The organism is Ruegeria sp. CL6 (assembly GCF_056536465.1).
Genome location: NZ_JBQFPR010000001.1, coordinates 622,903 through 643,495 on the forward strand (window position 1 = coordinate 622,903; position 20,593 = coordinate 643,495).

At 58.4% G+C, this 20,593-nt stretch carries 19 protein-coding genes; 11 read left to right on the top strand and 8 right to left on the bottom strand.

Annotated elements, in window-relative coordinates; all coding sequences use genetic code 11:
- Nucleotides 1–25: 25 nt before the first annotated feature.
- Entirely contained in the window at nucleotides 26–628 is a 603-nt protein-coding gene (locus ACR0LH_RS03090) for a TetR/AcrR family transcriptional regulator (protein ID WP_170415416.1), read from the bottom strand.
- A gap of 141 nt (nucleotides 629–769) precedes the next feature.
- Here ACR0LH_RS03090 and ACR0LH_RS03095 point away from each other — a divergent pair, with 141 nt between their 5' ends.
- From ACR0LH_RS03095 to ACR0LH_RS03125, 7 genes are all read left to right on the top strand, one after another.
- Nucleotides 770–1,234 carry a (2Fe-2S)-binding protein gene (locus ACR0LH_RS03095; RefSeq protein WP_170382563.1) on the top strand — a complete coding sequence of 155 codons (465 nt, stop codon included), beginning with the start codon at nucleotides 770–772 and terminating at the stop codon, nucleotides 1,232–1,234.
- A 3-nt stretch (nucleotides 1,235–1,237) separates the two neighbouring features.
- Nucleotides 1,238–3,424 (top strand): xanthine dehydrogenase family protein molybdopterin-binding subunit, encoded by a 2,187-nt coding sequence (locus ACR0LH_RS03100; protein ID WP_480719651.1) that lies wholly within the window; start codon nucleotides 1,238–1,240, stop codon nucleotides 3,422–3,424.
- Nucleotides 3,425–3,531: 107 nt separating this feature from the next.
- Nucleotides 3,532–4,851: a glutamine synthetase family protein gene (locus ACR0LH_RS03105; protein ID WP_480719652.1), complete on the top strand. Its 1,320-nt coding sequence runs from the start codon at nucleotides 3,532–3,534 to the stop codon at nucleotides 4,849–4,851.
- A gap of 59 nt (nucleotides 4,852–4,910) precedes the next feature.
- Nucleotides 4,911–5,591, top strand: a complete 681-nt coding sequence (locus tag ACR0LH_RS03110) for a type 1 glutamine amidotransferase (RefSeq protein ID WP_480719653.1) — start codon at nucleotides 4,911–4,913, stop codon at nucleotides 5,589–5,591.
- Entirely contained in the window at nucleotides 5,591–6,949 is a 1,359-nt protein-coding gene (locus ACR0LH_RS03115; protein ID WP_170382555.1) for a glutamine synthetase family protein, read from the top strand. The genes ACR0LH_RS03110 and ACR0LH_RS03115 overlap by 1 nt, the downstream gene beginning before the upstream one ends.
- A 9-nt stretch (nucleotides 6,950–6,958) precedes the next feature.
- Nucleotides 6,959–8,263 carry an NAD(P)/FAD-dependent oxidoreductase gene (locus tag ACR0LH_RS03120; RefSeq protein WP_480719654.1) on the top strand — a complete coding sequence of 435 codons (1,305 nt, stop codon included), beginning with the start codon at nucleotides 6,959–6,961 and terminating at the stop codon, nucleotides 8,261–8,263.
- A 104-nt stretch (nucleotides 8,264–8,367) separates the two neighbouring features.
- Nucleotides 8,368–9,582 (top strand): DegT/DnrJ/EryC1/StrS family aminotransferase, encoded by a 1,215-nt coding sequence (locus ACR0LH_RS03125; RefSeq protein WP_480719655.1) that lies wholly within the window; start codon nucleotides 8,368–8,370, stop codon nucleotides 9,580–9,582.
- A 64-nt stretch (nucleotides 9,583–9,646) separates the two neighbouring features.
- Here ACR0LH_RS03125 and phaR read toward each other — a convergent pair whose 3' ends face one another.
- The 3 genes from phaR to ACR0LH_RS03140 all read right to left on the bottom strand — a co-directional run bounded on the left by phaR (nucleotide 9,647) and on the right by ACR0LH_RS03140 (nucleotide 12,717).
- On the bottom strand, nucleotides 9,647–10,201 hold the full coding sequence (phaR, locus tag ACR0LH_RS03130; RefSeq protein WP_170382549.1) for a polyhydroxyalkanoate synthesis repressor PhaR: 555 nt from the start codon (nucleotides 10,199–10,201) through the stop codon (nucleotides 9,647–9,649).
- Nucleotides 10,202–10,337: 136 nt separating this feature from the next.
- Entirely contained in the window at nucleotides 10,338–10,784 is a 447-nt protein-coding gene (locus tag ACR0LH_RS03135) for a phasin family protein (RefSeq protein WP_170382547.1), read from the bottom strand.
- Nucleotides 10,785–10,914: 130 nt separating this feature from the next.
- Nucleotides 10,915–12,717, bottom strand: a complete 1,803-nt coding sequence (locus tag ACR0LH_RS03140) for a PHA/PHB synthase family protein (RefSeq protein WP_480719656.1) — start codon at nucleotides 12,715–12,717, stop codon at nucleotides 10,915–10,917.
- 110 nt (nucleotides 12,718–12,827) lie between these two features.
- Between ACR0LH_RS03140 and phaZ the strand changes: the two genes are divergently transcribed.
- Both phaZ and ACR0LH_RS03150 read left to right on the top strand, forming a co-directional pair.
- Nucleotides 12,828–14,099: a polyhydroxyalkanoate depolymerase gene (gene phaZ, locus ACR0LH_RS03145; RefSeq protein ID WP_170552235.1), complete on the top strand. Its 1,272-nt coding sequence runs from the start codon at nucleotides 12,828–12,830 to the stop codon at nucleotides 14,097–14,099.
- Nucleotides 14,100–14,103: 4 nt separating this feature from the next.
- Nucleotides 14,104–14,688, top strand: a complete 585-nt coding sequence (locus tag ACR0LH_RS03150) for a DUF6151 family protein (protein ID WP_170480983.1) — start codon at nucleotides 14,104–14,106, stop codon at nucleotides 14,686–14,688.
- Here the strand turns inward: ACR0LH_RS03150 and ACR0LH_RS03155 are convergent.
- The 4 genes from ACR0LH_RS03155 to ACR0LH_RS03170 all read right to left on the bottom strand — a co-directional run bounded on the left by ACR0LH_RS03155 (nucleotide 14,679) and on the right by ACR0LH_RS03170 (nucleotide 17,854).
- A complete protein-coding gene (locus ACR0LH_RS03155) occupies nucleotides 14,679–15,395 on the bottom strand; it encodes an alpha/beta fold hydrolase (RefSeq protein ID WP_170698063.1) in 717 nt (238 codons plus the stop codon). The two genes, ACR0LH_RS03150 and ACR0LH_RS03155, sit on opposite strands and share 10 nt — an antisense overlap.
- 81 nt (nucleotides 15,396–15,476) lie before the next feature.
- Nucleotides 15,477–16,091 (bottom strand): hypothetical protein, encoded by a 615-nt coding sequence (locus ACR0LH_RS03160; RefSeq protein WP_480719910.1) that lies wholly within the window; start codon nucleotides 16,089–16,091, stop codon nucleotides 15,477–15,479.
- 33 nt (nucleotides 16,092–16,124) lie between these two features.
- Nucleotides 16,125–17,105, bottom strand: a complete 981-nt coding sequence (locus ACR0LH_RS03165; protein ID WP_480719657.1) for an alpha/beta hydrolase — start codon at nucleotides 17,103–17,105, stop codon at nucleotides 16,125–16,127.
- On the bottom strand, nucleotides 17,105–17,854 hold the full coding sequence (locus tag ACR0LH_RS03170; protein WP_480719658.1) for an alpha/beta fold hydrolase: 750 nt from the start codon (nucleotides 17,852–17,854) through the stop codon (nucleotides 17,105–17,107). The genes ACR0LH_RS03165 and ACR0LH_RS03170 overlap by 1 nt, the downstream gene beginning before the upstream one ends.
- A 218-nt stretch (nucleotides 17,855–18,072) precedes the next feature.
- On the opposite strand from ACR0LH_RS03170, the gene thrS reads away from it, so the two are divergent.
- Nucleotides 18,073–20,031: a threonine--tRNA ligase gene (gene thrS, locus ACR0LH_RS03175; protein ID WP_480719659.1), complete on the top strand. Its 1,959-nt coding sequence runs from the start codon at nucleotides 18,073–18,075 to the stop codon at nucleotides 20,029–20,031.
- Between the two features lie 221 nt (nucleotides 20,032–20,252).
- On the top strand, nucleotides 20,253–20,555 hold the full coding sequence (locus tag ACR0LH_RS03180) for a BufA1 family periplasmic bufferin-type metallophore (RefSeq protein WP_480719660.1): 303 nt from the start codon (nucleotides 20,253–20,255) through the stop codon (nucleotides 20,553–20,555).
- Nucleotides 20,556–20,593 lie beyond the last annotated feature (38 nt).

Below are 20,593 nucleotides of genomic sequence, written 5' to 3' on the forward strand. Positions count from 1 at the left end.
TCCACCGTCTGAGACATCGAAACAGTCAAATACCGTAGCGGCTGAGGATCATGTCAACGCTGCTGTTGATGGTGGCTTCCATCTCGTCCTTGTTCAGAACGTCACCAGAGAAAATAATTGGCCAAAACGCCTTGGCTTTGATGAGGCCAATGAACTCCTGCCCGGCGGCCTGTGGGTCTTCGATCCGCAATTGCCCGTCATCTGCGGCATCTTTCAACATGGCAGCAAAGATCGCGGTCTTGTCCAGCTTGCCCTGCGCCGCAGCCGCCAGATCCGGGTTGCGCAAGGTTTCGCTGATCACCATCCGCGACATGGCCATAACTTCGGGCAACATCAGAATGCGCCCTTCGGCCCATGCCAGTTCAGTCAATTGCTCTCGGATATCGCGGCCTTTTTCATAGCGGATATCCTGCACCTCGGCGAACCTGCCCGACAGCTCTATCACTATGGAACGAAACAGGTTTTCCTTGCTTTCAAAGTACTTGTACAACGTGCGCTTAGAGACTTCGGCGCGCAGTGAAATACGATCCATGCTGGCCGCTGCGAATCCCTTGTCCTGGAACTCGGCAACCGCTGCTTCGATGATCTGAGCATGTTTCGCCGCATTCGGCGCACTGATGTCGTTCATATTTAATAGCTATAGTCCCATTGACAGATCGAGGTCAAACTCTAGGTAAACTCATGGGTTTACAGATTTGGAATTGTCACCTACGGTAAACCCGCCAGTTTACCGATTCAGGTAACCAGCCCAACATGGAGTATCCCCCTCATGTCACTGACCTTAAAATTGAACGGCCAGACCCACACGGTTGACGCCGAACCCGGCACGCCCCTGCTGTGGGTGATCCGGGATGAATTGAAGCTGACCGGAACCAAATTTGGCTGCGGCGTTGCATCCTGTGGCGCTTGCACTGTGCATTTGAATGGCGAACCCGTGCGCTCGTGCCAGACTTATATCGAAGACGTCGAGGACGCCGAGATCACCACGATTGAGGCCGTGGGCGACGACAAGATCGGCGCGGCCGTCCAGCAGGCTTGGGTCGAACTGGACGTCGTTCAGTGCGGCTATTGCCAGTCGGGTCAGGTGATGTCGGCTGTCGGGTTGCTATCCGAGAACCCCAAACCCTCGGTCGAGGAAATCGACGACTACATGTCCGGCAACGCCTGCCGCTGTGCCACCTATCAACGCATCCGCGCCGGTATCCAGCGCGCGTCCGATATTCTGGAGGCTTGATCCATGACCATCAACACCTCTCGCCGTGGGTTTTTGAAGGGTGCCGCTGCTGCCAGTGCTGTGCTGCTGATCGGCGCACGCCCTGATGGAGCGCTTGCTGCGGCCTCAACCGAGACGTCTCAGTTCAACCCGTTCGTGAAAATCGACGCAGTTGGCACCGTGACTGCCATCGTCAAGCACTTTGAAAAGGGTCAGGGTCCGGCTACCGGCCTTCCGACGTTGATCGCCGAGGAAATCGGTCTGACCATGGACCAGATCGAATACGAATTCGCGCCTTCTGATCCAAACGTCTATAACAACCTGCTTTTCGGTCCGTTCCAGGGTACAGGCGGATCGACCGCGATGGCGAACTCGTGGCTGCAATACCGCCAGGCCGGTGCCGCTGCGCGCGAGATGCTGATCAACGCCGCCGCCCAAAGCTGGGGCGTGGACGCATCGGGCATTACAATCGAGGAGGGTATCGTCAAAGCTGGCGACAAGTCCGCCCCGATTGCGGACTTCGTGGCCGCGGCGTCGCAACTCGAAGCGCCAGCCGAGCCGCGTTTGAAAGACCCGTCCGAATTCCGTCTGATCGGCAACGAAGCCGTGCGCCGCAAGGACTCGGCCATCAAGGGTAACGGTCAGGCGATGTTTGCGATGGATGTGCATCTGCCCAACCAGATGGTCGCCATGATCAAGCGCCCCGAATCCAAGGGTGGCATTGCCAAGGGCTTTGACGACAGCGCGTCGAAAGAGGTCAAAGGCTATATCAGTGCCGCCGTTCTGCCCAATCAGGCAGGCGTTGCGGTGTATGCCGAAAACACCTGGGCCGCGATTCAGGCGCGTGACGCGCTTGAGGTCGACTGGGACATGTCTGGCGCGGAAACCCGCGACTCGGATCAGATCAGGTCCGAGATCATGGCTGCGTTGGACGCCGAGCCAACGTATAACGTGAACAAGGCGGATGTTGCGGCGGTTTCGGCCGCCATCGACGGGGCGGATAAGGTGGTCGAAAAGACCTTCTACTTCCCGCTGCTGGCTCATGCGCCGATGGAGCCTTTGAACTGCACCATCGAACAGACAGCCGAGGGCGATATCGTTCTGCATGACGGCGCACAGATGCCGACCGGCCCGCATATGGCCTATCAGCAAATCTTCCAACTGCCACCTGAGAAGATCCACATCAAGACCATGCTGGCCGGAGGCTCGTTCGGTCGCCGCGCCACGCCTGATGCGGATTATCAGGTCGAAGCTGCGCTTGCCTTTGTGGTCACCGATCGCTCGCGCCCGGTGAAACTGGTTTGGACGCGCGAGGACGACATCCGCAGCGGCTACTACCGCCCCGCCTTTGGCCACAAGGTTCGGGTAGGCTTGAATACGGACGGCAATATCGTCGGCTGGCAACATCGTATCGCTGGGCAACCTGTCACCAAAGGCACCCCTTTTGAGGCGGTCACGGTGCATGACGGTGTGGATCACACCTCGGTCGAAGGTGTTCTGGGTACGCCCTACGCCATCCCCGGCATGGCCGTTGGCCTGACCGATACACCCAAGGCGACCACGGTTCTGTGGTGGCGCTCGGTCGGGCATACCCACACCGCCTATGCGATGGAGACCATGATGGACTTGGCGGCCGAGGCCGCTGGTCGTGACCCGGTCGAGTTCCGTCTGGCCCATCTGTCCGACAGCACGAACCCGGATCAGCAGCGCAAGGCCGCCGTTTTGAAGTTGGCGGCTGAGAAAGCTGGCTGGAGCAATGTCCCAGAAGGTCGTTCGCAAGGGATCGCGGTGCATAAATCCTTTGGCTCTTACGCGGCCGAGGTCGTCGAAATCTCGGGCGACGCGGAAAGTGGTATCAAGATCGAAAAGGTCACTTGCGCCGTGGATTGCGGTATTGCCGTCAATCCCGACGTCGTGCGCGCCCAGATGGAGGGTGGCATCGGTTATGGCATTGGCCACGTGATGCGCGATCAGATCACGCTGACCAGTGGTGCGGTGGATCAGTTCAACTTCCCCGACTACGAACCGCTGCGCATCGGCGACATCGCCGCTATCGACGTGCACATCGTGCCATCCGCCGAAGCGCCGACAGGTGTGGGGGAACCCGGAACACCACCGTCGGCACCCGCTTTGGCGAATGCCATCCATGCGATGACGGGCACCCTTGTGGCCGCGCACCCGATGGCTGAGAACGGCGTCAACTTCGTTTGAGGCCAAAACCCCGCGCCTCCTCTCGGCGCGGGGTAATTTGATCAAATTTCGTGACAAGATGCCTCGCGTCGACTAAACCTCGGGGAACCAGAGTGATGGAGACCCCGATGGACCTGAGCGCCCTGCACAGTTTTCGCGTTGCAGCCTGTGACCTTAACGGTCAGTTGCGGGGTAAACGCGTGCCGCCCTCTTATGCCGACAAGCTGGACAAAGGATCGGTTCGGATGCCGTTTTCGGCGCTGAACGTCGACCTGTGGGGCGCGGATATTGACGGCAGCCCACTGGTCTTTGAATCCGGTGATGCCGATGGTGTGCTGCTGCCGACCGAGCGCGGCCCCGTCCCGATGCCGTGGCTGGATGTGGACACCGCACTGGTGCCCATGTGTCTTTATGATGACCACGGCACCCCCTTTGCCGGAGACCCGCGTCATGCGCTGGCCGCTGTGCTGGACCGCTATGCCCAGCGCGGCTGGTCCGTGATCGCCGCGACGGAACTGGAGTTCACTCTGCTGGACTCGTCCGGCGCGCAACCGCAGCCGCCGCTGAACCCCATTACCGGACGCAGGCTAGTGGATGAGGCGGTGCTTTCCATGGCCGAGATGGACGCGTTTGATGCCTTTTTCACCGACCTCTACGATGGTTGCGCTGCGATGGGTATCCCCGCCCAGACCGCCATTTCCGAAAGCGGCATTGGCCAGTTCGAGATCAACCTGAACCATCAGGACGCCATGCGCTGCGCCGATGATACGTGGCTTTTCAAAGCCTTGACGCGCGGTCTGGCCCGCAAATACGGCTTTACCGCCACGTTCATGGCCAAACCCTATGCCGAAGACGCAGGCAATGGGATGCATGTGCATTTCTCAGTTGTGGACGGTCAGGGTCGGAACATCTTTGACAATAGCGGTCCCGAGGGGACGGACACGCTGCGCCACGCTATCGCCGGGTGTCTGGCGGCAATGCCCGGTAGCACCCTGATCTTTGCGCCGCACGGCAATTCCTTCACCCGGCTTGTGCCCGGTGCCCACGCGCCCACGGGCGCAAGCTGGGCCTATGAAAACCGCACAGCCGCTCTGCGTATTCCCGGCGGTGCCCCCGCAGCGCGCCGGATCGAGCATCGTGTGGCCGGTGGAGACATCAACCCCTATCTGATGCTGGCCGCCGTATTGGGAGCTGCAATGAACGGGATCGAAGACGCGACCGAGCCGCCTGCCCCGATCACCGGCAATGCCTATGACATCGACGGCCTGCCACAACTGGCCGCTGATTGGGCATCCGCCATTTCCGCGTTCGAGACCGACCCCTGCGTCGCGCGTGTCTTTCCAGCCGCGCTGATACAGAACATGGCCATGACAAAGCGGCAAGAGATCCTCCGATTTGCCGAACGCCAGCCGGATACGCATTGGCTAAGCTACGTCGAGGCCGTCTGACCCCCCTTGCCCACTCTGATGTGGTGGGCTAGAATAAATTTGATCAAATTTGGTGACCTATGAAAATCGGTATCCTTGTAACCGGCCACCCTCCGGACGAGTTGCACGACGAATTCGGCGAATATGACGGAATGTTCCGCGACCTGCTGGGCGGCAACGGGTTTGAATTCGAGACGTTCAATGTCGTGGATAACCAGTTCCCCGACAGCACCGGTGCCGCAGATGGCTGGGTCATCACCGGCTCGCGCCATGGTGCGTATGAGGATCATGCCTGGATACCGCCGCTTGAAGACTTGATCCGCGCGATCCGGGACAAGGGCCAGCCGCTGATCGGTGTCTGCTTCGGACACCAGATCATTGCTCAGGCGTTGGGCGGCAAGGTTGAAAAGTTCAAAGGCGGCTGGGCCGTGGGCCGCACGGATTACGATCTGGATGGCCAGACGGTGACGCTGAACGCGTGGCATCAAGATCAGGTGGTTTCCCTGCCAGACGACGCGCGCGTGACCGGCACCAACGACTTCTGCCAGAACGCCATGGTCGCTTATGGGGATACAATCTGGACCGTGCAGGCTCATCCGGAATACGGAGATGGGTTTATCAAGGGCTTGATGGACACACGTGGCAAAGGTCTTGTACCCGATGAATTGATGCAGGCGGCCACCAACCGCCTGCCCGCTAATGACGACAACCCGAAGATCGGTCGGCTTATGGCGGAGTTTTTGAAGAAAGAGAGGGCCTGATGGCCGACTGGAAAGATCAACTGCCGCAGGCAGCACAGACCTATATCGAAGGTCAGCGTTTGGACGAAGTCGAATGCATCATCTCGGACCTGCCCGGAATTGCGCGGGGCAAGGCGGTGCCTGCCTCGAAATTCGCCAAGCAATCCTATTTCCACCTGCCGGACAGCATTTTCTATCAGACGATCACTGGCGACTGGGGCGAAGCTGCTGGTGACGATGGGTTTATCGAACGCGACATGATCCTAAAGCCCGACATGTCTACCGCATCGGCCGCCCCCTGGACCGGCGACTGGACATTGCAGGTTATTCACGACGCATATGATCGCGACGAAAATCCGATCCCCTTCAGCCCGCGCAACGTGCTCAAGCGCGTCGTGAAGCTGTATCACGACAAGGGCTGGAACCCGATTGTCGCGCCCGAGATGGAGTTCTTTCTGGTCGCCCCCAACGTGGACCCCGCTCAGGGCATCAAGCCCATGATGGGGCGGTCGGGTCGTCCGGCGGCGGCACGTCAGGCGTATTCGATGACGGCAGTGGACGAATTCGGCCCGGTGATCGACGACATTTACGATTTCGCCGAGCATCAGGGATTTGAAATCGACGGCATCACGCAGGAAGGCGGCGCTGGCCAGCTAGAAATCAACCTCCGTCACGGCGATCCCGTCAAGCTGGCTGACGAAGTGTTTTATTTCAAACGCCTGATCCGCGAGGCCGCACTTCGTCACAATTGCTTTGCCACCTTCATGGCCAAACCGATTGTCGATGAACCCGGATCGGCCATGCATATTCACCACTCGATCACCGACATTGAGACTGGCCAGAACATCTTCTCGGGCCCTCAGGGGGGTGAGACGGATGCGTTTTATAACTTCATTGCCGGGCTGCAAAACCACCTGCCCTCGGGGTTGGCGGTGATGGCGCCCTACGTGAATTCCTACCGCCGCTACGTGAAAGATCACGCCGCTCCGATCAATCTGGAATGGGCGCGCGACAACCGCACCACGGGCATTCGCGTGCCGCTATCCGGGCCAGAGGCGCGCCGGGTCGAAAACCGTATCGCCGGGATGGACTGCAACCCCTATCTGGGCATCGCGCTGTCACTGGCCTGCGGTTATCTGGGCCTCACCCAGCAAGAACGCCCACGCCGTCAGTTCTATGGCGACGCCTATGAAGGCGATGGCGACATCCCACAAGTCATGGGCAACGCGCTTGATCTGTTCGACGAAGCGACCGAGTTGCACGACGTTCTCGGCCCCGAATTCGCCCGTGTTTACGGCATCGTCAAACGCGCCGAATATGAGGAGTTCCTGCAGGTCATCTCGCCGTGGGAACGGGAACATCTGCTGCTGAATGTTTGAGGCATGGCGATGAACCTGCTCTATTCCAACGACCGCAAGGCCGAGTATCCGGCCAGCTGGTACGCGGCCACGGCCAACCCGATCGACCGCTTTCCGGTGCTGTCGGGCGACGAGAAAGCCGATGTCTGCGTGGTCGGTGCTGGCTATACCGGTTTGTCCGCCGCGCTACATCTGGCCGAAGCCGGGTTCAGCGTGGTGCTGCTTGAAGCGCATCGCGCAGGCTTCGGTGCGTCAGGTCGCAATGGCGGTCAGTTGGGCAGCGCACAGCGGATGGATCAGGAAGACCTCGAACGGTTGGTAGGTGATGATGACGCCGCCAAGCTGTGGGATCTGGCCGAGGACGCAAAGGCTCTGGTCAAATCGTTGATCGCAAAGCACCAGATCGATTGCGATTTGAAACCGGGCATTGCCGCTCTGGGCCTGTCCAACGGTGAACAGAAAGAACTGCACGATCACGCGGCGCATTTGTCCGATCGCTATGGCTATGACCAGTTGGAGCTGTTGGACGAAGGCGCGGGCCACGGGTTGTGCCCCTCGCCCACCTATCGTGGTGGCTACTTGGATATGGGTGCAGCGCATCTGCATCCGCTGAACTATGCGCTGGGGCTGGCGCAGGCAGCGGCCAAAGCGGGCGTGCGCATCTACGAAAGCACCGAGGTGACAGGGGTCGAGGAAACCTCGCCCGCCATCGTCCACACAGCGCAAGGCAAGGTCACCGCCGATCACGTTATTCTGGCCTGTAACGGATACCTCGGTAGCCTGAACAGCAAGGTCGCCGCGCGGGTTATGCCTATCAACAATTTCATCGCCGCGACCGAGCCTTTGGGCGCCGATGCCGCCCGTGTTCTGACCCGCGACGTAGCGGTGGCCGACACTAAGTTCGTGGTGAACTATTTCCGCCTTAGCGCTGATAACCGGCTGCTGTTCGGCGGCGGCGAAAGCTATGGCTATCGCTTCCCAACCGACATCGCCGCCAAGGTCCGCAAACCGATGACCGAGATTTTCCCGCACCTTCGTGACGTGAAGATAGACTATGCCTGGGGCGGTACGCTGGCGATCACCATGCGGCGGATGCCCTATCTGACGCGGGTTGCACCTAATATCCTGTCCGCTTCGGGCTACTCCGGTCATGGGGTTGGCACCGCGACCCATGCGGGACAACTGATGGCGCTGGCTATTCAGGGACAGGCCGAAGGGTTCGACACCATGGCCCGCGTCCCCGCCCTGCCTTTCCCCGGAGGCACCGCCCTGCGCAGCCCCCTGCTGGTGCTGGCAATGACATGGTTTGCGCTGCGGGACCGGCTCGGCCTTTAATTTACGACAGATTGGTGAAATTTCGCCGTTAGGGTGAATGAAGGCTTGGATTGCGCCCTCATCAGCTTTATATTTCCCAAAGATAGAATTCGGGAAAACCAAATATGACGCTTCCTCCAAACGTCCATGACGCCGAACCCATCCCCGCAGCCGCCCGTGACGCCATCGACGCCTTGATGCAGTCGGGCGACCTGTTTCGCTATACCGCACCGCAAGACGCTCCGGTTGCGTTGCTTGAGGCCGAATTTGCCGAGTTGCTTGGAACCAAATACGCGCTGGCGGTTTCGTCCTGCTCGGCCGCGTTGTTCCTGTCGCTCAAGGCGCTGGGTCTACCGCGCGACGCGCGTGTCCTGATCCCCGGCTTTACTTTTGCCGCCGTCCCGTCCTCGGTCGTTCACGCAGATTGCATTCCGGTGCTGTGCGAAGTTGCTGAGAATTACCGTATCGACATGGCGGACTTTGCCACCAAACTTGACGATGTTCAGGCCGTGATCATCAGCCATATGCGCGGACACACGTCCGACATGGACGCGATCATGGCGCTGTGCGATGCGCGCGACATTCCCGTAATCGAGGATGCTGCCCATTCTCTGGGCACCACCTGGCACGGGCGCAATATTGGCACGATCGGCAAGGTCGGTTGTTTCTCGTTCCAGTCCTACAAGATGATCAACGCTGGCGAAGGTGGCATCCTGATCACTGATGACGCCGATCTGGTGGCGCAGGCCGTGATCATGTCGGGCGCCTATGAGCACAACTGGAAAAAGCACAAAGGCCCGCACGGAGACAATTCGCCCGAGCTGGAGCAAGCCTTTGCCCGCTGGCAGAACAAGTTGCCGCTGTATAATCTGCGGATGAGCAACCTCAGCGCGGCCGTAATCCGCCCGCAGATTCCGGAATTGGCGCGTCGGGTGCGCGACGGTCTGTCCAATCACGACTATGTCGCGGACCGCCTGAACACGTCGCCGAATATCGACGTGCCCGCCCCACTGTCGCCCGAGCGCCGTGCCCCGGACTCGATCCAGTTCAACTTGGTCGGCCTCAGCGATGATGACATCCGCGCTTTTGCGGCCGCGTCCGAGGCGCGCGGGGTCAAAGTGCAGGTTTTCGGTCTGAGTGAAGACAATGCCCGCGCCTTTTGGAACTGGCAATTCCTGCCCGAGCAGGTCGAATTGCCGCAAACCCGCGCGATGTTGATGAAGGCTTGCGACGTGCGCCTACCCGTTCGCCTAACCCGCGAAGAGCTGGACATAATCGCCGATATTCTACTGGCATCCGTAGGTGAGGTCACCGCGCCGGCGATGGCTTTCGGCACCTGATCAATACCCCATCACATAAAAAGGCCCGCCAAAGGCGGGCTTTTTTTCGTTCTGAGGGGCTGGATCAGTTCAGCTTGGACAGTTTCTGCTGCAATTCGGCAAGCTGCTTTTTGATGTCGTCCAGATCCTCTTTCGGCTCTGCCTTACCCTCACCCTCTTTGTCCGGGCCAGACCAACCGCCGGACAAGCCACCAGTCATCGCCTTGAGAAACGCCTGTTGCTGCGCCTGCATCGCCTCGAACCCCGGCATCTGAGACATCGGGTTCATGGCGCTCATGTTCTCCATCATTTTTGACTGGCTTTCGCGCAGCATCTCGAACGAGCTTTGCAGAAACTGAGGCATCATCCCACCGCCCGGCAGCATGTAGCTGCGCACAAGATCATTTAGCACATTCACCGGCAGCACATTCTCGCCCCGGCTTTCATGTTCGGCAATGATTTGAAGCAGGTACTGCCGAGTCAGATCGTCCCCGGTTTTCAGGTCGATGATCTGAACTTCGCGGCCATCACGAATAAACGCTGCGATATCCTCGAGCGTGACGTAATCGCTGGTCTCGGTGTTATACAGCCGACGACTGGCATAACGTTTGATCAGCAACGGTTTTTCTTGGTCTGCCACCGTTTTCCCTCCCCAAGGATGATGCGTTGCAGCAGAGGTTATGCGACTGCAGCACAAAAAGAAAGGGCAGGTCTTTCGACCTGCCCTGCGCGATTGCACCGGTTGGGAGGAATGGGTGCGCCTCGCGGCATTCTCTTTACTTCGCAGCAGTTGCTTTCTTGGCAGCAGCTGTCACGTCGTTGGTGGCTTTTTTGACAGCAGCAGTCGCGTCTTCTGCAGCTTCTTTGCCAGCAGCCATCAGCAGCTCGACGGTTTCGGTCTGAACTTTCTTCGCGATTTCAGCGAAGGCCGCCAGATTTTCAGCAGCAACTTCAGCCGACGCGCTTGCGAAATCGGTCGCAGCTTTGGCGTAGTCAGCAGGTTCTGCTTTTGCTTTCGACATCTCGGTCAGTTTGGCCAGAGTGTCTTTGGTCCATTTGTTCGAGATCTCGGCCGACTTTTCAGCGGCTTCCAGTGCAACACCCGACAGCTTTTCGTTCAGGCTTGCGGTCGACTTGAAGGCACCTTCCAGAGCGGTGGTGTCAACAGGGAACGCGCCCATCATGTCTTTCAGGGTCGCGGTAAAGTCTTGAGTCTTTGCCATTTTCCTAATCCTTTTGCCGAACCGGGCCCACCCCGGCTTTCATCAGCTTGAGGACAATATGGTTGCTGCACCGCAGCATTGCAAGTTTTTTCTTGCTGCAGTGCAGAAAATCTCAAGAAGTCACGGAAAATCAATTCGTTGACTTGACCAACACATACGTACCAGGCGCAGGCGCCAGAGGTGGATGTTCCGAATCGCCGGGCTCTCGGGCTGGTACTTGTTTGCCAGAGCGTTTTTTCAGCCAGGCCTCCCACAGGGGCCACCAGGATCCTTGGTGATAGTCGGCCTCTTTCAACCAAGTTTCAGCGTCTGCTTTCATATCCGGGTTCGTGTAGTGACCATATTTCTTTTTGCTGGGCGGGTTCACGATCCCAGCGATATGACCGGATTCCGAGACCACAAATGTCTTGGACCGAGACCCCATCTGCTGCACTCCGCGATAGCAGTCTTTCCAGGCGGCGATGTGGTCGGTCTCGCATGTGATGGCCATCACGGGGACATCAACGTCGCGCACATGTAGAGTGTGTCCCAGCAGCTCGAAGCCTTGGTTGACGAAATCATTGCTTTGGCACAAACCCCGAAGGTATTCGACCGCCATGCGACCGGGCAGATTTGCGCCATCCCCGTTCCAGAACAGCAAATCAAAGGCGGGCGGTGTCTCGCCCATCATGTAACTACGGATCGCAGGCCCATAGATCAGGTCATTCGACCTTAGGAACGACATCGTCCGTCCGATCACCCAAGCCTTGAGCACGCCGTCCTTTGCAACCTGCTCCTCGATCCCGTCTACAAAATCGTTCTGAAGGAACGGTGTGAATTCTCCTTGATCGCCAAAATCGGTCAGAGCAGTGAAAAGCGTTGCAGACTTGACCGACTTGTCCCCGCGCTGTTTCAGCAGCGACAGTGTCAGGCTGAGCGTGGTGCCGGCGATGCAATACCCGACCGCATTGACCTGTTTGACCTTGCAGATCGACTTGACCTGCTCGATCGCCGTCAGGAAACCTTCTTCGACGTAGTCGGCCATGCCAATGTCCGCGTGCGATGCATCCGCATTCACCCAACTGACAACAAACAAGGTGTAGCCCTGTTCAGTCACCCATTTGATCAGGCTGTTCTGGGCCTTGAGATCGAGGATATAGAACTTGTTGATCCAAGGCGGGAACAGGATAATCGGCGTTTCGTGAACTGTCTCGGTCGCCGGCTTGTACTGAATCAACTCCATTAACCGGTTTCGATACACGACCTCACCCGGCGTCGTGGCAATATTGCCGCCGACTTCAAAGGCGGTTTCATCAGCCAGCTTTACAACCATCTCGCCGTCATTGGCTTCGAGATCCGCCACCAGGTTCTCTAGCCCCTGGATCAGCGACTGCCCTTCCGTCTCAACAGCTTTTTCCAGCGCATCGGGGTTGGTCGCGAGGAAATTTGTCGGAGACATCATGTCCACGATCTGTTGCGAGAAGAACCGCAGGCGGCGCTTGTCCGTGCCGTCCAAGTCCTCAACCGAAGCGACAGCCTGCGCGATGGCGTCCGCGTTTGTTTGGTACTGTTGACGGATAAAGCGGAAATAGGGGTTGCTTTCCCACATGGGGTTGGAAAAACGCTTGTCTCTTGGGCGGGTTTCGTCATCTTCGACCTCGCCCTTGGTAAGCGCTTGCTGCGCCTCGGCAAAGTTCATAACGGATTTGCCCCAGTATTCGATCTGGTGCTCAAGCAGCTTGGCGGGATTCTGCCACGCTTCGGTCAGATACGCCGTTGCTGCCTTTGCAAAAAGATCTTGATTCGGGCCGTCCAGCGCGGGGTTGTGCGCCTTTTTTCCGGCCATAACTTCGACCAGCCGCTTTGAGAGCGCTTCGACTTTATTCATATTTTCTTTAAGTCGTTCAAGGTGTTCTTCGGTCAGCTCTCGTGTCTGGTCTTCACTTGTTGTCATTTTAACAATTCCCCCCTAACCTCGCTGCTATGCAGAATAACGTCGCAAATGCGTTGGGGCAAAGCGACGAATGGTCCGAACTTTCGGCTGACACTCAGGAGGCCCATTTTATGCGCTACATGCTGACCTACGACTTGATGGAAACCATGCGCAACACCAACCAGTGGATGGGCGCGACGGCCAGTGCGATGGCGTCCTACCCGTTGTTTTCGATGGTTCCCAACCCTGCGTTCAGCATGATGGCAGCCTGGGGCGAAGTGACCGAGCGCACCTTTCAGCGCATGATCGCCAAACCCGACTGGGGCATCCGCACCTATACCTGCGAAGATGGCAAAGACCACATTGTCGATATCGTCCCGGTGATGGAGCGGCCTTTCGGCGACCTGATCCATGTGCGCGTGAACGGGCGCGAAGAACAACCGCGCAAAGTGCTGCTGGTCGCCCCGATGTCGGGACACTACGCGACCTTGTTGCGGTCCACAGTCAAAAGTCTGCTGGTCAACTGCGAGGTGTACGTTACCGACTGGCATAATGCGCGTGATATTCCCGTGTCCGAAGGCAAGTTCGATGTAGAAGACTATACTCTCTATCTTGTCGATTTCATGAAAGAATTGGGTCCGGACACACATGTTGTTGCAGTTTGCCAACCTGCGCCTCTAACTTTGGCAGCCACCGCTTACCTGGCTGAAATTGAGCCCAAGGCACAACCCAGCACGCTGACGCTGATCGGCGGCCCCGTGGACCCGGACGCGACCCCGACCGACGTGACCGATTTTGGCCGCCGCGTCACGATGGGCCAGTTGGAAGAAACCATGATCCAGCGCGTCGGTTTCAAGTACAAGGGCGTGGGCCGCATGGTGTATCCGGGCCTGCTACAACTGGCGTCCTTCATGTCAATGAACGCAGATCGCCACTCCAAGGCTTTCTCCGACCAAATTCAACGTGTTATGCGGGGCGAAGCATCGGATCACGACGCGCATAACCGGTTCTATGATGAATATCTGGCCGTTATGGACATGACCGCCGAGTTTTACCTATCGACGGTCGAGCGTATCTTCAAGAACCGAGAAATCGCGCGCAATGAGTTCATTGTCGCGGGCCACAAAGTGGATATCGGCAAGATCACCGATGTCGCGGTAAAGACAGTTGAAGGCGCCAATGACGACATCTCGGCCCCGGGTCAGTGCATTGCGGCGCTGAACTTGTGCACCGGCCTGCCGGAGTCCAAAAAGGCCAGCCACGTCGAACCCGGAGCCGGGCATTACGGCATCTTCGCGGGTCGTAGCTGGCGCGACAATATTCGTCCGCTGGTTATCGATTTCATGAACGCGAATACACGCAAACCACGTCGGCGCGCCGCCAACAAAAACAAGGTCGCCTGATGCAATGAACGGGGCTAAGGCGAAGGAATTTGCCTTCTTCTGCAGTTGCGGAGCGATCCAAGGCCGGATCACAGCGGCCGGTGCCAAATCAGCGACTCACGCGGTCTGTTTCTGCCGTGATTGCCGAGCCGCACACTTGTATTTCGGTCAACCCGATCCTGCCCCCGGCCCCATCGAAGTGCTGCTCATGCCGCCCGATGATATCAGGATCGACAAAGGGGCCGAGCATCTGGCGCTCATGCAGTTAAGCCCGAAGGGTATGCTGCGCTGCTACGCGAAATGTTGCAATGCGCCTCTGGCAACAATATCGCCCAAACCAAAGCTCCCTTTCGCGGCGTTCTTCGTTGATCGGATCGCCGACACACGCGGGCTGGCACCTATCACAATCCGAGGGTTTGTCCCTCGGCCGGGCGGCAAGCAAACGCACGAAAAGGTCTGGCCTGCTGCCATCAGCTTGATTTTTCAGGTTTCTAAGTCACGCCTGACAGGGAGCTGGAGGAACACTCCGTTCTTCGACCCCGAAAGTGGCGCACCCGTATCAACGCCAGTGGTTCTCACCAAAACGGAACGAGCCGCACTTTATAGATAAGGCAACCGAGCCGGAATATTCAGCCAGGATTCGAGCGCTTCGTTCACAGCCGCAGGTGCTTCTAGTGTCGGCAGGTGGCCAGCTTCGTCGATGACTTTAAGCTCGGCGTTGGGGATCATTTCAGCCATGAAGGTATGTTTTCGCACAGGCGTTAGCTGATCATGCGCCCCGCACAAGACCAAAGTTGGCACTGCTATGTGCCTCAAAGCTCCTTGCTGATCCGGGCGACGCTGCAAAACCCGCATCTGGCGTTCAAATAAATCCGGCCCCAAGTCCATTGCCATAGCCAAGACTTCATTCAGAACAGGAACGCGCCCCGGTCCAGGGGCCAGTGTTTCTGAACCGATTAGCTTGCTCATCACATCCTCAAGGCGGCCCGATTTCGCACCAACGATCAGCTCCTCTCGGTCCGCGGCAATCTGAGGGGTGTCAGCCTGGGCATCTGTCGACATCAGGCACAGACGCGATACACGCTGCGGCGCACGACGAATGATCTCAAGCGCGACCACGCCTCCCATGCTAAGCCCGCCCAGTGCAAACCGATGCGGCAACTGATCCAGCAAACCCGAAGCGATTTCTTCTATACGGTCACCCGCTGATACCGGGGCGACTGTCACTGCGCGGCGGTTCGACAAATACAATATTTGCGCCCCGAACAACCGTGCATCGCACATAAACCCGGGTAACAATACCAACGGTTCGACCACGCTGGGCCTCCTTGAGTTCGTCCACCTCGGCGTTTCTTCCCCGCAGGATGAGCGGTTTTTCTGATGCCGGCAAGAAAAAGTTCAGGGGTAGTTCAAGCCCCTGAAGCGCGGAAAATCCGCGTACCGCGCCTTTCGAGCCTCAAGGCATTCGGCAGGCTCGGCCCCGGCGCGCACTAAACAACCACGTGGGGAAATATAGCTGTCGATACGGCGATGGGGGATCGGTCTCCAGACCAGGTTGAAGGCGCAGAGCTTGGGAAAAAACCAAATCTCGGAATAGTCCAGATGATCGTGCATCCACCACGCCAGATCGCGCCAGTCGCGCCCGTCTTGATAACGGTCCGCAAACCATGGAATCACGATCGAAGCGCCGGCGATCCGGTCATCCCCCTCCGCGCGGTCCCAGATATGGCACTCAAGAGGATTGTCGTTGCGGGCGCAATTCAGACGGTTTTCATTTCCAAACCGATTCAACGAAGGTGAGCGGTACCCGGACCGAACCCCGATCCGACCAAAGGTTTCTTCCAGCGGGTCCAGAAGGGTCTCGCACAGCGCGCGCCCGGTTTGGATTGCCAAATCGGGATTGTCGGGAATGTTCTGTTTTTCGTGAAAATTCCCGATTTCCGAATACAGAAAATCACGCATGAAAAAATGCCGGGACAGGCGCACTCGGCCAAGCGTTTCAAGGCTCCACATGCTTCCCGGTCTACGCATATCCCTATCCTTGCGCTACTTGATCCCCAAAGTTTCAAGCCAAGCCAAAATGCCCTCAACGGTCGCTTCGGTTTGCCCCGGCGACATCAAACGACCCGCCACAACATGCGAAGAAGGGTCGTCGTCTGGCCCCATGGTCACCAGCTCTACAACGGCTGGCGCGCCCCAGGCCTCGGCAACCTCGTGGGTCCGGTCCGGCCGAACCACCTGATCGTCGTCTGAAAACCAGAACAGCGCTGGCACCTTCGCATCAGAAAAATCAAGCGCAAACACCACGTCCACCAATACTGTCATCGGCACGACCGCTTCCCAAGGGTATATCGCCGACCAATACCTGTTCTTCTCCGGGTCCGGCCCAGAAACGTCGCGGTTCTCTCCCATCAGAACGGGCAGCCAGTCCCGCGCCCAAGGTAACCCGGGTATCCAGGCACCGGGCGTGTTCACACCGAAATTGGGTGAGATAAAGACGATGCCCGCCAGATCCCGGCTCAGGTCATCGTCCATCGCAGCCGCAGCCGCCAGCGTCCCGCCAGTCGACGTTGAAATCACGATAACCTGATCACCAACCGCACGCGCCGCAGCCAGCCCCTCGGCCACGTCCTGCATCCACCCCGAAGCTGTTCCTTCGGCCATGGCCTCGCCGCGGCGCCCGTGCCCTTGCAGGCGTGTATAGACCAGATTGGCCCCCAGCGCGTCCGCAATGCTATCCGGGACCGGGCGAATTTCCTCGGACGTCGCAGAAAACCCGTGAAGATAGAGGATGGAAACCGGTGTCCTACGTTCCTTGAAGCCGTCCTGCCAGATCACACGCTTCTCGACGCCGGGGACGATATCGTCAAAGGCTGACTCGACGCTTTCAAAATAGACCTGCACACCCTCCCCGAACTTTCGGGGCTCGAACCGAGGGTGAAGGTCCACGTCTTCGCGCGGACCGAACCAGTAAATCAGCGCCCCAACCGCGACAAGAGCCAGACACAGGCGACCAATCAGTCGCATTATGACACGTTCATAACATCTAGAACGGCTTGCTCGATCAAACCAAGGCAAGGACCGTCCGAGAACCGATGATCGGCGTCTTTGACAAGCAACAGACTCATGTCGGGTCCGGACGCATGTTCAAGCAGCCTGACCGCAGTAGCTGTCGAAACAGCGGTGTCCTCGGTGCCCTGTAAAAAGCGCACCGGAAACGGCAGCTCCAACGGGTAACGCAGGACAAGCCGGGTACGGCCATCTTCGATCATCCGTTTTGTAACGATGTAGGGCTCCATGTAATCCGACGGCAGTTCTACATGCCCGACTTCCTCCAGTGCCTTCTTCTGAGCGTCCGTGAACGAGGCCCAATATCCGTCTTCGGTGAAGTCCGGCGCCGCCGCGATTGTGACCATCCCCGCAATCCGCTCCGGCATCGCCTTGGCCAGCAACAGGGCCTGCCACCCGCCCATCGAAGACCCCACGACAATCAACGGCCCCTCAGTTAACTCGGAAACCGCGGCCACCGTATCCTCATGCCAATCACCAATGCACCCATCTTCAAAAGCGCCGTCGCTTTCACCGTGACCCGAATAATCGAACCGCAAAAACGCCTGTCCGCGCGCCTGCGCCCAGGCCTCAAGATGCACCGCCTTGGTGCCCTCCATGTCCGACTTGAGGCCGCCCAGAAATACAAGGGTCGGCCCAGACCCCTCGCTTTTGTGATACGCCAACCGCCGCCCCTGCGCGGTGTCCAGAAAATCCGTCGCTGCCATAAAACCCTCTCTGCTTTCCCTGCATCATGCACGTCCCGCCCCCAACCGCAATTCCCCGATCCGCCCTTCATCTGGCTAAAAATATCCCGGGGAGCGCGAGGGGCAGCGCCCCTCGCTCCAGCACTTGACACAATCCCCCCCACCTGCCAAAGCAGCCGAACGCAAATAACCCGCAACCGGGCGTTCAGTGGGCGCCAAACCGACGAGGAGAGCCGACCATGGCCCTGGATTCAAAATCCGTCTCTCTCACCTTTCCCGATGGCAATGCACGCAGCTATGACGCCGGCGTGACACCCGCGCAGGTGGCTGCCGATATTTCAACTTCGCTGGCGAAAAAAGCGATCTCGGCCACGGTAAACGGCCAGCACTGGGACCTTCAGTGGCCCATCGAAGCCGACGCGCAAATCGCCATCCACACCATGAAGGATGAAGCGCAGGCCAATGAGCTGATCCGCCACGATCTGGCCCATGTCATGGCCCGCGCCGTGCAGGAAATCTGGCCCGCCACCAAGGTCACCATCGGCCCAGTCATCGACAACGGCTGGTATTACGACTTTGACCGCGATGAACCCTTCACGCCCGAAGATCTCGGCCTCATCGAGAAAAAGATGAAAGAGATCATCAACAAGCGCGACCCCGTCACCACCGAGGTCTGGGACCGTGACCGCGCGATCGAGTTCTACAAGGCCAATAATGAGCCCTACAAGGTCGAACTGATCGAAGCCATTCCGGGGGATGAGCCGCTGCGCATGTATTGGCACGGCCACTGGCAGGACCTGTGCCGCGGTCCACACCTGCAGCACACCGGCCAACTGCCCGGCGACGCGTTCAAACTGATGTCCATCGCCGGTGCCTATTGGCGCGGCGACAGCGACCGCGCCATGCTTCAGCGTATCTATGGTGTGGCCTTCACCGGCAAGGAAAAGCTGAAAGCACACCTGCACATGCTGGAAGAAGCCGCCAAGCGCGACCACCGCAAGCTGGGCCGCGAGATGGACCTGTTCCACATGCAGGAAGAAGCTCCGGGGCAGATTTTCTGGCACCCCAACGGCTGGACCATCTACACGACGCTTCAGGACTATATGCGCCGCGCTCAGCATCGCGGGGGGTATGTCGAAGTCAACACTCCGCAGGTCGTTGACCGCAAGCTGTGGGAGCGTTCGGGTCACTGGGACAAGTATCAGGAAAACATGTTCATCGTCGAAGTTGATGAGGAACATGCCCGTGAAAAGGCGGTCAATGCGCTAAAACCGATGAACTGCCCCTGCCACGTCGAGATATTCAAGCAGGGCTTGAAGTCCTATCGCGATCTGCCTCTGCGTATGGCCGAGTTCGGCTCGTGCGCGCGTTACGAGCCGTCGGGTGCCCTGCACGGAATCATGCGTGTGCGCGGGTTTGCCCAAGACGACGCACATATTTTCTCAACCGAGGATCAGATCGGTGACGAATGTGCGCGTTTCATCGGGTTTCTGACGGATGTCTACAAAGACCTCGGGTTTGAAAGCTTCAAGGTCAAGTTCTCGGACCGGCCCGAACAGCGTTCCGGCTCGGATGAGGTGTGGGACAAGGCAGAGGAGGCCCTGCTCACCGCGACCCGCGCAGCAGGTGTCGAGCCTGAGCTGAATCCCGGCGAAGGCGCGTTTTATGGGCCTAAGCTGGAATTCGTGCTGACCGACGCAATCGGGCGCGACTGGCAATGCGGAACCTTCCAGGTGGACTTCGTCCTGCCCGAGCGGTTGGACGCCACCTATATCGGGGCCGATGGCGCGAAACACCGCCCCGTCATGCTGCACCGCGCCTGCCTTGGCTCGTTTGAACGCTTCATCGGCATCCTGATCGAAGAACACGCCGGTAAGCTTCCGTTCTGGCTGGCTCCGCGTCAGGTCGTTGTTGCGTCGATTACATCCGAAGCCGATGAGTATGTCCTAGAGGTTGTCGAAACCCTCAAGGCGGCTGGCGTTCGGGCCGAAGCCGATATTCGCAACGAAAAGATCAACTACAAGGTCCGCGAACACTCGGTCGGCAAAGTGCCCGTCATTCTGGCCGTCGGTCATCGCGAAGTTGACGAGCGCACGGTCAGTGTCCGTCGTCTTGGCGAAAAACAAACGCAGGTACAGTCACTTGAAACTGTAACAAATGAACTGTCCAAAGCTGCGACACCACCAGATCTGCTGTAACAAAACCCGGCAAATCGACTGAAATCCGGCCCTCTCATCAGGGCCGGATTGAAACAATTTACATTTTCGATTTCAAAAACAATATGTTAACCTGCAAGGACGCATGACGATCTTTGACGGGGTTGTGAGACACGGGCTCGTGAATTCAACTAGGGCACCCAAGCCATTACCTTTGTCATTGTCAAAAGCAGACATACGCAGTCATCAAAAGGATTACCGAGATGTCGAAAACCGCAAAATCCCTTGTAATCGCAAGCGCCGTTGCAGCCGCTGTATCGGGCATGGCCACCACAGCAAGCGCGCAGGCAAAAGAAAAGTGCTATGGCATTTCCAAAGCTGGCGAGAACGATTGCGCCGCAGGTCCGGGCACCACATGCGCCGGGACCTCGACCGTTGATTATCAGGGCAACGCCTGGACATTGGTTGACGCCGGAAAATGCACCGAGATCGAACTGCCCAAGGCGGCCGACGGCTCGGATCGCAAAGGTTCACTGAAGCCGCTGGAGCGTGACCTGCCCGCATAAGCCTGAGCCAAGATGAATTCGAGGGGCGGGCCAAAACG